We start from the raw sequence: 12396 nt of genomic DNA on the forward strand, positions 1-12396 counted from the left end.
AGCCAACGCTCCAAACACGCTTTTTGCAAGGCATCTCTCCCATGCGTTTTCTTTCCCAGACCCATTGCTGCGCAGCTGCCGCTGTGGCGCTGGCCTTGCTGGCCACCACAGCCCAGGCGCAAGGCCTGCGTGTTCCGGGCCAGTCCAGGGCGCCCCAGGCCGGCGATGCCTCCGTCTCGCGTGCGCTGGACGCCACCAACCTGCCCTCGTCGCGCGATCGCGGCGCCAAGGCAGGCGTGCGCTCGGCCGATTACATCGTCGCCGTGGTCAACTCCGAGCCGGTGACCAACAACGAAGTGCGTGCCCGCATGGCGCGCGTGGCGCAGAACATTGCCGAGCAGGGCGGCCAGATGCCGCCCGAGGCGCTGCTGGCCCGCGAGGTGCTGGAGCGCCTGATCGTCGAAAAGGCCCAGCTGCAGGAAGCCAAGGACACGGGCCTGCGCGTGGATGACTACGCCGTGGACCAGGCGCTGACCAATGTGGCGCGGCAAAACGGCCTGGACAAGGCTGGCCTGCAGTCCCGCCTGCGGGCCGAAGGCGTGAACGAAAAGCAGTTCCGCGAAGAGCTGCGCCGCCAGATCACGCTGCAACGTCTGCGCGAGCGCGATGTGGACGGCCGCGTGCGCGTCACCGATGCCGACATCGATCGCTACCTGGCTGAGCAGCGCAGCGGCGGTGCCGACAAGGCACCGGCCGCCGTGAACCTGGGCCACATCCTGATTTCCGTGCCCGAGAACGCCAGCCCCGCCGAAGTGGCCGAGCGCGAGGCCCGCGCCAAGCAGGCCGCCGAGGCCGCCCGCACGCAAGGCGACTTCCTGGCCGTGGTCAAGGAGTTCTCCGATGTGCCCGACGGCCAGGGCGGCGGCGCCATGGGCATGCGCCCGCTGGACCGCTATCCCGAGCTGTTCACCAAGGCCGTGGGCCAGACGGCGCAGGGCGGCATCGTCGGCCCCTTCCGTTCGGGCGCGGGCTTTCACGTGCTCAAGGTACTGGAGAAGTCGCAGGCCGGCATGCCGTCCGTGGTCACGCAAAACCATGCGCGCCACATCCTGCTGCGCATTGGCGACCAGATGACCGAGGCCGATGCCGCCAAGCGCCTGGCCGACTACAAGCGCCGCGTGGACAGCGGCCAGGCCAGCTTCGAATCGCTGGCCCGCGAGTTCTCGCAGGACGGCAGCGCGCGCAACGGCGGCGACCTGGGCTGGGCCTCGCCCGGCCAGTTCGTGCCCGAGTTCGAGCAGGTGCTCAATGCGCTGCAGCCCGGCCAGGTCAGCGACCCGCTGGTCTCGCGCTTCGGTGTGCACCTGATCCAGCTCATCGAGCGCCGCCAGGCTGCGCTGACGCCCCGCGAGCAGCGCGACATGGTTCGCAACGTGGTGCGCGAGCGCAAGCTCGAAACCGACTACCAGACCTGGCTCCAGGAGCTGCGTGGCCGCGCCTACGTCGAGTACCGCGAGCCTCCGCAATAAGACACCCCCCGAGCAGCTGTGGCTGCGGCAGTCCACAATGGAAGGCGGTGCCATGGCGCACCGCCTTGCTTTTTCTATGAAACACATTCCTCGCAAACGCTTCGGCCAGAACTTCCTGACCGATGACGGCATCATCGACGGCATCGTGAGCGCCATCGACCCCCGGCCGGGCCAGTCCATGGTCGAGATCGGGCCGGGCCTGATGGCCCTGACCCAGCCCCTGGTCGAACGCCTGGGCCGGCTCACCGTGATCGAGCTGGACCGCGACCTGGCCGTGCGCCTGCGCCTGCACGAGCAGCTCGACGTGGTCGAGTCCGACGTGCTCAAGGTGGACTTCCGTGCCATTGCCGCGCGCCTGGGCGTGCCCAAGCTGCGCATTGCGGGCAACCTGCCCTACAACATCTCCAGCCCCATCCTCTTTCATCTGCTCGAGCAGGTGGACGTGGTCGAGGACCAGCATTTCATGCTGCAAAAGGAGGTCATCGACCGCATGGTGGCGTCGCCCTCCACGGCCGCCTATGGGCGGCTGACGGTCATGCTGCAGTGGCGCTATGCGATGGAGAGCGTGCTGTACGTGCCGCCCGAGAGCTTCAATCCGCCGCCCAAGGTGGACAGCGCCGTCGTGCGCATGGTCCCGCGCGAGTCGCCGGCGGCCCTGGACGCGAAGCTGCTGGAGGAGATGGTGCAGGTGGCCTTCAGCCAGCGGCGCAAGATCCTGCGCAACACGCTGGGACGCTGGCTGGAAGCCAAGGGCTTTGACGGGGAATTCGACCTGCAGCGCCGCGCCGAGGAAGTGCCGGTGTCCGAATACGAGGCACTCGCCGCCCGGTTCACGCGCGCCTAGGCACAGGCGGCGCCCAGCGACTGCAGAGCCCACAGCACCCGATTGGGCGCTGTGGGCTCTGGGCCATCAATGTCCTGCGCTTACAGGAACGAGTAGAAGCAGCGGAACGGAATCTTGCGCTCGGCCCAGTACTCGGCCGCGTCGCGGAAGCTGTCCAGCAGCTGCTCGCGCACTTCCTTGTCGAACTTGGGCGTGGTCGGGATCTGGTCGAGCACGAGCACGAAGCCCGGCTGCGGGCCGGCCTTGTGGATGGGGTCGGTCAGGCAGTCGTAGAGCGCGTCGAAGTTCTTGCCGAAATGCGCGGGGAAGAAGAACTGCGTGGCCAGCAGTTCCAGGATATCGGCCTTGGTCTGCGCATGGGCCAGGTTGGCATACAGAAAATGGCACCCCAGCGTCTCGGCCGCCTGTTGCAGATCCTCCACCCTGTAGGCGCGGATCGACTGCACGATGTTGGCGCGCACGTTCCGCAAAGGGGTGTCGGGGATCTTACGAAGTGGTGCATCCATCTCCGTGGCTCTTTCTCTAACGTGGATGTGGCCTGCGGGGACGGGCTCATGGCCTTCGGCATCCCTGGGCTGTGGATGAAATGCAGACCCCTGCCAGCGCACTGCGTCGGACACGGAGGGTCGAACTGGCTGTAGAGACTGGGTCGAGGTCATTCGATGATCTTGCGAAAGCTGCTGTAGTGGTCGCTGGTGTAGTAGCAGGCATCGGGCTGCTGGGGCTCTCCGCCGCAGACGATGCGGCGGGCTCCACGGTCACGCGAACCGGGCGTGCGCACCGTGTACTCACGGTAATAGCCGCGCGACTGGCGCGGCAGGATGCGCTCGCGGTTGCCGAACACCGTGCCGTCCTTGTCGTGGGCAAAAGGCCCGCCGCGCAGGATCAGCGTATACGTGGAACGGCCTTCGCGCGGCAACTCGGATAGGGAGACGGTGGCCACGGCCGCTGTCGTCTCCACGCTCTCGGGCGCCGAGCGGCGCGCATCAGCGAGCGAGGGCGACAGCACAAAGGCGGCCCCGACGATGAGCGCTAGACCGGACTGGTACGCCTTGGCGGCGGCTGCCTTCAGCATCAACTACACCTTTCAGAAATCCAGGGAAGCCCTGAAATCTCGACCCGCTAGTGTGACGGAACACCCCTCAAAATGCAAGTTCTGCCCAAAAAACAGGCAGCTTGACCAAGGAAATGTCTGGGGATTGAACAGTGAGAAGGCAACTCTGCGCCTGAGTTGCCTGCTATTCAATGCAGATGCCGCCCGTTGTCAAAAAAAGCGCGCGCGGCCAAAACGAGGGACACCGAGCAAGGGCCGCCCCGCAGCGAGGGTGTCGTCCCCCTCCCGCGAAGCGAGAGAGGGGGAAGCGGCGAAGCCGCTCAGGGGTGCTTACCGATTAGCGTTAGCGTCCGCCACCGTCAGCGCCGTCATGTTGACGATGCGGCGCACCGTCGTGCTCGGAGTGAGGATGTGCACGGGACGGGCGGCGCCCAGCAGCACGGGGCCGATGGCAATGCCGCCGCCAGCGGCCTGCTTGAGCAGGTTGTAGCTGATGTTGGCCGCGTCGATGTTGGGCATGACCAGCAGGTTGGCGTTGCCCAGCAGCGTGCTGTTGGGCATGAGCTGGGCGCGGGCCTTGCCGTCCAGGGCCACGTCGCCGTGCATCTCGCCGTCCACTTCCAGCCACGGGGCCTGCTCGCGCAGCAGCTCCAGGGTCTGGCGCATCTTGACGGCGCTGGGCTGGTTGCTGGAGCCGTAGTTGGAGTGCGACAGCAGGGCGGCCTTGGGCTTGACGCCGAAACGCATCATTTCCTCGGCGGCCATGATGGTGATCTCGGCCAGCTGCTCGGCCGTGGGGTCGTAGTTGACGTGGGTGTCCACCAGGAAGACCTGGCGGTCGGGCAGCAGCAGGCCGTTCATGCAGGCATAGGTCTGCACGCCGGCGCGGCGGCCGATCACCTGGTCCACATACTGCAGGTGGTGCGATGTCTGGCCCCAGGTGCCGGTGATCAGGCCATCGACTTCGCCCTTGTGCAGCAGCATGGAGCCGATCAGGGTCAGGCGGCGGCGCATCTCGATCCGGGCGATGGGCACGGTGATGCCCTTGCGCTCGGTCATGCGGTGGTAGGTCTGCCAGAAGTCGCGGTAGCGCTCGTCGTGCTCGACGTTGACCACGTCGTAGTCCGTGCCTTCCTTCAGGCGCAGGCCGAATTTCTCGATGCGCTGGGCAATGATGGCCGGGCGGCCGATCAGCGTGGGGCGCGCAATGCGCTCGTCCACCACGATCTGCGTGGCGCGCAGGATGCGCTCTTCCTCGCCCTCGGCGTAGGCCACGCGCTTCTTGGCGGCCTTCTTGGCCGCGGCGAACAGCGGCTTCATCATGGTGCCCGAGGCGTAGACGAAGGTCTGCAGGTGGGCGCGGTAGGCATCCATGTCCTGGATCGGGCGCTGGGCCACGCCGCACTCGGCGGCAGCCTGGGCCACGGCCGATGCGATCTTCATCATCAGGCGCGGATCGAAGGGCTTGGGGATCAGGTACTCAGGGCCGAAAGTCAGCTGCTCGCCCACGTAGGCGGCCGCCACTTCCTCGCTTTGCTCGGCCTGGGCCAGCTCGGCGATGGCGTGGACGGTGGCGATTTCCATCTCGGTGGTGATGGTGGTCGCGCCGCAGTCCAGGGCACCCCGGAAGATGTACGGGAAGCACAGGACGTTGTTGACCTGGTTGGGGTAGTCCGAGCGGCCCGTGGCGATGATGGCGTCGCTGCGCACGGCCTTCACGTCTTCGGGGATGATTTCGGGGTTGGGGTTGGCCAGCGCGAAGATCACCGGACGCGCGGCCATCTTGACCACCATGTCCTGCTTGAGCACGCCGCCAGCCGACAGGCCCAGGAAGACGTCGGCGCCTTCAATGACCTGGCCCAGCGTGCGCAGCTCGGTGGCGCGCGCGAACTGGGCCTTGTCCTCGTCCATCAGCTCGGTGCGGCCCTCGTAGACCACGCCGGCCAGGTCGGTGACGAACACGTTCTCGCGGCGCAGGCCGACCTTGAGCAGCAGGTTCAGGCAGGCCAAGGCAGCGGCGCCCGCGCCCGAGGCCACGAGACGGACCTCCTCGATCTTCTTGCCGGCCACCTTGAGCGCGTTGACCATGGCCGCTGCCACGGTGATGGCCGTGCCGTGCTGGTCATCGTGGAAGACGGGGATCTTCAGGCGGCGGCGCAACTCGCGCTCCACGAAGAAGCACTCGGGTGCCTTGATGTCTTCCAGGTTGATGGCGCCGAAGGTGGGCTCCAGCGCGGCGATCACATCGACCAGCTTTTGCGGGTCCTTCTCGTTGATCTCGATGTCGAAGACGTCCACGCCCGCGAACTTCTTGAACAGGACGGCCTTGCCTTCCATCACCGGCTTGGAGGCCAGGGCGCCGATGTCGCCCAGGCCCAGCACGGCGGTGCCGTTGGAGATCACGGCCACCAGGTTGCCGCGCGCCGTGTACTTGAAGGCGGCGGCCGGGTCCTTGACGATCTCTTCGCAGGGCGCTGCCACGCCGGGCGAGTAGGCCAGGGCCAGGTCATGCTGGTTGGCCATGGGCTTGGTCGGCACGATGGTCAACTTGCCGGGCTTGGGAAACTCGTGGTATTCGAGTGCGGCACGGCGCAGCTGGGCACGTTTATCGGAAGGGGTCGGGGCCGTGTTGTCGGACATCAAGCGTCTCCAGCGAAGGCATGGCCAACGCACGCGCGGATCAGCCCGCGTGCCGTCGGCCGAGGTAGGGGGGAACCGATTGTAGGCCGACAGGCAATAGCCGGGCCCTGCTGTGAAACTGTTGTGATGCCTGGTTGCCCAATGCCCCGCGGCGGCGGCGGTCTTTGCTTGCGCGCCGCCGCAAAGCCGGGCAATCACATGGCGTCCAGCGGAAACACCGGGCGGCTGACCCGGGCGAACGGAAAGCGCGAATAGTCCGAGGTGGTCACGCCGGGGCTGTCGCACTCGACCAGGCCGGCCGACAGCGGCACGAAGACGGGCCGGCAGTACATGCGCGACTTGAGCAGCACGAAGCGAAAGCGCGTCGGGTCCATGCCCACGCAGTGGAACACGCCCAGGTCCCAGGGCTCGTGCGTCTGCTCGGTGATCACGATCTGCGCTGCGCCCGTGTCCAGGCAGACCGTGCGGCCCATGTGGCAGCGCTGGCCCGTGTAGATGGGGCCGCTGACCGTGTAGGCGCCGTCGCTGACGGCGCGCACCGTGCCGCGCAGCCGCAGCGGCTGCTTGTGCAGGCCTATGCCTTCGAGCGATACCTTGTTGCCCAGCGCGATCTCCACTTCGGCGCCTTCGCCCGCCGCCGTGAGCGAGGCCACGGCCTCGGGGTCGCACAGCGGGCCCACGGCAATGCCTGACAGGCCCAGCTCCAGCGCGGTCTGCAGCACGTCCATGGTGTCGCAGGTGCCGCCGGACATGCAGTTGTCGCCATGGTCGAGCAGCAGCACGGGGCGGTGGGCGCCTTCGGCCAGGGCCTGGGCGCGGCGCAGCGAATCGGCCAGCGGCTCGCTGCGGTAGATGAAGTCGGCGCGGCGCTGCCAGATCCGGGCGGCCAGCGCGTCCACGCTCGCCTGGGTGGCCGCACGCTCGTCGGTCCTGCAGGTGGCGACCACGCTCACGCAGGGCGCGGCGATGTCGGCCAGCGAGAAGCCGCCGAACACCGAGACCGCGGGCAGGCCCTCCGCTTCCAGGGCGCGCGCTGCGTTCACGGCGTCCAGCATGGGGCCGTCCAGCGTGGTGCTGCGCAGCGTGTGGCTCATCAGGGGCAGGCGGTGCCAGCACACGGCGTAGCGCGCGCGGCCGGCCAGCATGTCCAGCAGCAGCCGGCCCGCGTGCTCGCCGGTCTCGTACATGTCGATGTGCGGATAGGTCTTGAAGCCCACCATCACATCGGCATTGCCCACCATTTTTTCGGTGATGTTGCCGTGCAGGTCCAGCGCCACGCCAACGGGCACGCCGGGTGCGGCGGCGCGCACGCGTTCGAGCAGGTCGCCTTCGCCGTCGGCGCTGTTCTCGGCCACCATGGCGCCGTGCAGGTCCAGCAAGATGGCATCGCAGCCCGGCGCGGCCGCCACGATGCGGCGCGTGAGTTCGTCGTAGGCGGCCGCATGCACGGGGCCGCTGGGATTGGAGGTGGCCGATACCGGCGTGACCAGGGTGGCGCCCGCCGCCTCGGCCAGGTCGATGAAGGCGGCCATGGCCGTGCGCATGCCCTTGTTGGCCGAATAGGCGGCCTCGCCATAGGTGGGCACAAACGCCTCGATGGGCGTGGGCACGGGCGAGAAGGTATTGGTCTCGTGGTTGAGCCGGGCGATCAGGATCTTCATGCCGGCACCCCGCCGTCCGCTGCCTGCACCACGCCCGCGGCCGCCAGCATGGCGCGCAGCAGCACGTTGCAGCCGGCCTCCAGGTGGGCGGGCTCGGCATCCTCGATCTCGTTGTGGCTGATGCCGTCGGCGCAGGGCACGAAGATCATGGCGGCAGGCGCCACGCGCGCCAGGTAGACGGCATCGTGGCCCGCGCCGCTGACCACGTCCATGGCGCTGTAGCCCAGGTCGGCGGCATTGGTGCGCACGGCCTCCACCAGGTGCGGCGTGAAGGGCTGGGGCGGGAAGTAGACGACCTGCTCCACGCCAATGGTCACGCCACGCGCGGCGGCAATGCGCTCGCAGGCCGCGCGCAGTGCGGCGTCCATGTCCAGCAACTGGCCGTCGTCCGGCGCGCGCAGGTCCACGCTGAGCTTGACCCCGCCCGGGATCACGTTGCGCGAGTTGGGAAACACCTCCAGCGATCCCACGGTGCCGCGCGCATGCGGCAAGCGGTCCAGGGCGATGCGGTTGACCTCGGCCACGATGCAGCTGGCGGCCAGCAGCGCGTCGTGGCGCAGCTCCATGGGCGTGGGGCCGGCATGGGCCTCCATGCCCTGCACGCTGACGTCGTACCAGCGCTGGCCCAGCGCGGCGCTGACCACGCCGATCACGCGTTCATGGTTTTCCAGCACCGGACCCTGCTCGATATGGGCTTCGAAATACGCGCCCACCGCAGGCGCCGGGCCGGCCGGCCCGGCATAGCCGATGGCGCGCAGCGCCTCGTCCACGCTCACGCCCTGGGCATCGCGCTGGGCCAGCGCATGCTCCAGCGTGAAGGCATTGACGAACACGCCCGAGCCCATCATCACGGGCACGAAGCGCGAGCCTTCCTCGTTGGTCCACACGGCCACCTCCACCGGGGCGCGCGTGCGCACGCCGCCATCGTTGAGCGTGCGCAGCACCTCCAGCCCGGCCAGCACGCCGTAGTTGCCGTCGAACTTGCCGCCCGTGGGCTGGGTGTCGATGTGGCTGCCCGTCATCACGGGCGGCAGCGCATCGTCCAGGCCCGCGCGGCGCGCGAAGATGTTGCCGATGGCATCGACGCGGATGCTGCAGCCGGCCTCGCGCGCCCACTGCACGAAGAGATCGCGCCCCTGGCGGTCCAGGTCCGTCAGCGCCAGGCGGCACACGCCGCCCTTGGGTGTGGCGCCTATGCGCGCCAGGTCCATCAGCGATTGCCACAGGCGGGCGCCGTCGGTGCGCAGCCCGGCCGCAACGGCGGTGGCTGCAAGAGGGGTACTGAGATCCATGAATGACTCCTGGGAATGCGAAAGGCGGTGGATCAGGCGATCCCTACACCGAGATACCGGTCCTTGATGGCGTCATCGGCCAGGAAAGCGGCATTGCCTGCCTCGTGCGCAATCGCACCCTGTTCGATGATGTAGTGGCGGTCGGCCAGCTGGGTGCAGACCTCCAGGTTCTGCTCCACCAGCAAGATCGCCACGCCAGCGGCCTTGATGGTCTTGAGCTGGGCCACGATCTCCTCCACGATCACGGGCGCCAGGCCCTCGACGGGCTCGTCCAGCATGAGCAGGCGCGGCGCGTTCATCAGGGCGCGGCCTATGGCCAGCATCTGCTGCTCGCCGCCCGACAGCTGGCCACCGCCGTTGCCGCGCCGCTCCTTGAGGCGCGGGAAGATGCGGTAGATGTCGGCCAGTTGCCAGGGCGAGCGTTTGCGCTGGCCCAGCAGCAGGTTCTCCTCCACCGTGAGCAGCTTGAAGATGCCGCGGTGCTCTGGCACCAGGCAGATGCCGCGCTGGGCCACCTGGTGCGTGGCCAGCCGGTGCACGGGTTCACCGCCGAAGCGGATCTGCCCCTGCGAGGGCTGCATCACCCCCGCGATGGACTTGAGCGTGGTGGTCTTGCCCGCGCCGTTGCGGCCCAGCAGCGTGACCAGCTCGCCGTCCTGCACCTGCAGCGACACGCCCTGCAGCACATGGCTCTTGCCGTAGTGGGCGTGTATGCCCTCGACCGAAAGCAGGGGACCGCTCATGCCTTTCCTCCCGTGATCATGTTGCCCAGATAGGCGCTGCGCACGCGCTCGTCGGCGCGGATCTCGTGGGGCAGTCCTTCGGCCAGCACGCGGCCTTGCTGCATGACGGTGATGGTGTCGGAGATGTCCATGACGATGTTCATGTTGTGCTCGATGAGGACCACGGTGTGCTCGTCCCTGAGGCCCTGGATCAGGCGCTTCATCTCGTCCAGGTCGTCGATGCCCATGCCCGAGGTCGGCTCGTCCAGGAAGATGGCCTTGGGCCGTGCGGCCAGGGCCATGCCCACCTCCAGCCGCCGCTGCTGGCCGTGCGAGAGGTTGCCGGCCGGCGTGTCCGCGTGGCGCTCCAGGCCCAGGCGCGAGAGCACGCTGGCCACGGTATCGGCCAGGGCGCGAGCACCCACGGGCGCGTTCCAGCAGTCAAGGGCCCTGGCGGGGGCCACGCCCTGCGCGGCCAGGCGCAGGTTCTCGCGCACGGGCAGGGTCAGGAACAGGCTGGTGACCTGAAAGGACCGTGCCATGCCACGGCGCACGCGGCGGTGGTCGGGCTCGCGCGTCACGTCGTGGCCGTCGAAGACGATGCGTCCGCCGCTCACGCTCTTGGTGCCCGTGAGCATGTGGAACAGCGTGGTCTTGCCCGCGCCGTTGGGGCCGATCACCGAGTGCACGGTGTGGGCGCGGACCTTGAGGTCCACGCCGCCCAGGGCGACGAACTTGTCATAGCGTTTCTCGACGCCCACGGCTTCGAGCAGGATGGGAGATGCTGCGGCGCTCATGCCTGGCCTCCTTTGGTTTCTGCAGCGGCCGCCTCGGCATCTGCCGGCCCTTTGCGGCGCACCAGGGCCCACAGGCTCTCGCCCAGGCCCCACAGGCCGCGCTGCAGGCCCAGGCTCACGATCATCAGCACCACGCCCAGCAGCAGCAGCCAGCGCGGCCACAGGGTGGACAGCCAGTCGCCCAGCAGCACATAGAAGGCCGCGCCCAGCACCGAGGCCAGCAGGTTGCCCGTGCCGCCGATCACGGTCATCACCAGGATCATTTCGCTGGTGTGGTACTCGGCGTTGGACAGCGGGGCGATGCCCGTCATCATGGCGTGCAGCGCGCCGGCCAGGCCCGTGACCGCGCCCGAGATCACGAAGGCCTGCAGCTTGAGCAGCCTCAGGTCGTAGCCCACGGCGGCGGCGCGCTCCTCGTTGTCGCGCACGGCCAGCAGGGTGCGGCCGAACATGGAGTCGCAGACGCGGCGCAGCAGCCAGAACACCACCAGAAAGAGCACGGCCACAAAGCCGTAGTACTGCCAGGGCGTGGCCAGCGGCCACAGCGTCTGGCCGGCCACCGCGAGTGCGGGGCGGGGCACATCGAGCAGGCCGTTGTCGCCGCCGGTGATGTCCGTGGCCGAGTAGGCCAGAAAATAGAACATCTGCGCAAACGCCAGGGTCAGCATCACGAAGTAGGTGCCGCGCTGGCGTATGGCCACCCAGCCGACGATGGCCGCGCCCACGGCCCCCATGGCCGTGGCGGCCAGCAGGGCCAGCGGCATGGGCAGGGGCCAGCGCGTCAGCAGCAGGGCGATGGTGTAGCTGCCCAGGCCGAAGAAGATGCCCTGCCCGAAGGACAGCAGCCCCGTGTAGCCCAGCAGCAGATTGCAGCCCATGGCCGCGAGGCCGAAGATCAGCACCTCGCTGGCCAGCGAGCCCGACTGCATGCACAGCGGCATGGCGACCACGATGGCCAGCGCGAGAAGGAGATGGGAATGCCTGGTCATGGTCTTCATCCTTTGCGGCCCAGCAGGCCATGGGGTCGCAGCAGCAGCACGGCGGCCATGGCCACGTAGATCATCAGGCGCGCGCCCTCGGGCCACAGCGTGCTCATCACGCTTTGCACGATGCCGATCAGCAGGCCGCCGACCAGGGCGCCGCCGAAGCTGCCCAGCCCGCCCACGACCACGATCACGAACGCCACGCCCAGCGCCTCCACGCCCATGAAGGGCTCGGCGCCGCGTATGGGCGCAGCCAGCACGCCGGCCAGCGCCGCCGTGGCCGCGCCCAGCGCGAACACCAGGCTGAAGATGCGCAGCACGTTCACGCCCAGCAGGGACACCATCTCGGTCGATTCGCTGCCCGCGCGCACCGCGCTGCCCAGCCGCGTGCCCTCCAGCAGCCACCACAGCAGCACGGCCAGCACGGCGGTGAAGCCGATCACGAACAGCCGGTACTTGGGATAGACGAAGCTGCCCCACATCACCACGCCCTGCAGCAGATCGGGCACGGCCACGCTGTCGCCCAGCGGGCCCCATTGCACGATCACCAGCTCCTGCACCACCAGGGCCAGGCCCACGGTGACGATGATGTGGAACTCATGCGCCTTGGCATACACATGGCGCAGCATGAGCTTTTCCACCAGCCAGCCCAGCGCGCCAACGGCCAGCGGCACCACGACCAGGGACAGCCAGAAGCTCATGCCCCAGCGCGTCATCTGGTAGCAGAAATAGGCGCCCAGCAGGTAGAAGGCACCGTGCGCGAAATTCACGAAACGCAGCAGGCCGAAAACGATGGACAGGCCCACGGCCAACAGGAAATACAGCATGCCTATGCCGATCCCGTTGATGGTCTGAAGCAGATAGATGCTCATACAGGGTCCGAAACGATGGACGAAGGAGGCGGCGCGGAATGCGCGATGGTTTGAACCCCGTG

At 68.1% G+C, this 12396-nt stretch carries 11 protein-coding genes; 2 read left to right on the forward strand and 9 right to left on the reverse strand.

Annotated features, from left to right (window positions below; genetic code table 11):
• Positions 1-41: 41 nt before the first annotated feature.
• Positions 42-1469 carry a peptidylprolyl isomerase gene (locus tag ACM14_RS01005; protein ID WP_013804794.1) on the forward strand — a complete coding sequence of 476 codons (1428 nt, stop codon included), beginning with the start codon at positions 42-44 and terminating at the stop codon, positions 1467-1469.
• Between the two features lie 76 nt (positions 1470-1545).
• Positions 1546-2313, forward strand: a complete 768-nt coding sequence (gene rsmA / locus ACM14_RS01010) for a 16S rRNA (adenine(1518)-N(6)/adenine(1519)-N(6))-dimethyltransferase RsmA (protein ID WP_043783066.1) — start codon at positions 1546-1548, stop codon at positions 2311-2313.
• A gap of 80 nt (positions 2314-2393) precedes the next feature.
• On the opposite strand, the gene ACM14_RS01015 is transcribed toward rsmA, so the two are convergent.
• From ACM14_RS01015 to ACM14_RS01055, 9 genes are all read right to left on the reverse strand, one after another.
• Positions 2394-2819 carry a barstar family protein gene (locus tag ACM14_RS01015; RefSeq protein ID WP_013804792.1) on the reverse strand — a complete coding sequence of 142 codons (426 nt, stop codon included), beginning with the start codon at positions 2817-2819 and terminating at the stop codon, positions 2394-2396.
• 149 nt (positions 2820-2968) lie between these two features.
• Positions 2969-3388, reverse strand: a complete 420-nt coding sequence (locus tag ACM14_RS01020; protein ID WP_065345005.1) for a ribonuclease domain-containing protein — start codon at positions 3386-3388, stop codon at positions 2969-2971.
• Positions 3389-3697: 309 nt separating this feature from the next.
• The gene (locus tag ACM14_RS01025) at positions 3698-6007 is read right to left on the reverse strand and encodes an NADP-dependent malic enzyme (protein WP_012207827.1); all 2310 of its coding nucleotides are present in this window, start codon (positions 6005-6007) and stop codon (positions 3698-3700) included.
• Between the two features lie 194 nt (positions 6008-6201).
• Positions 6202-7668 carry a M81 family metallopeptidase gene (locus tag ACM14_RS01030; RefSeq protein WP_065345006.1) on the reverse strand — a complete coding sequence of 489 codons (1467 nt, stop codon included), beginning with the start codon at positions 7666-7668 and terminating at the stop codon, positions 6202-6204.
• A complete protein-coding gene (locus ACM14_RS01035) occupies positions 7665-8960 on the reverse strand; it encodes a Zn-dependent hydrolase (RefSeq protein WP_012207825.1) in 1296 nt (431 codons plus the stop codon). The genes ACM14_RS01030 and ACM14_RS01035 overlap by 4 nt, the downstream gene beginning before the upstream one ends.
• Positions 8961-8992: 32 nt before the next feature.
• Positions 8993-9703, reverse strand: a complete 711-nt coding sequence (locus ACM14_RS01040) for an ABC transporter ATP-binding protein (RefSeq protein ID WP_013804788.1) — start codon at positions 9701-9703, stop codon at positions 8993-8995.
• A complete protein-coding gene (locus tag ACM14_RS01045) occupies positions 9700-10479 on the reverse strand; it encodes an ABC transporter ATP-binding protein (RefSeq protein ID WP_012207823.1) in 780 nt (259 codons plus the stop codon). Before ACM14_RS01045 ends, ACM14_RS01040 begins: the two co-directional genes overlap by 4 nt.
• Positions 10476-11468, reverse strand: a complete 993-nt coding sequence (locus ACM14_RS01050) for a branched-chain amino acid ABC transporter permease (protein ID WP_170962116.1) — start codon at positions 11466-11468, stop codon at positions 10476-10478. The genes ACM14_RS01045 and ACM14_RS01050 overlap by 4 nt, the downstream gene beginning before the upstream one ends.
• Before the next feature lie 5 nt (positions 11469-11473).
• Positions 11474-12334, reverse strand: coding sequence for a branched-chain amino acid ABC transporter permease (locus ACM14_RS01055; protein ID WP_012207821.1), 861 nt, complete (start codon positions 12332-12334; stop codon positions 11474-11476).
• Positions 12335-12396: the final 62 nt, after the last annotated feature.

Source organism: Delftia sp. JD2 (assembly GCF_001682645.1).
Lineage (GTDB): Bacteria > Pseudomonadota > Gammaproteobacteria > Burkholderiales > Burkholderiaceae_C > Comamonas > Comamonas acidovorans.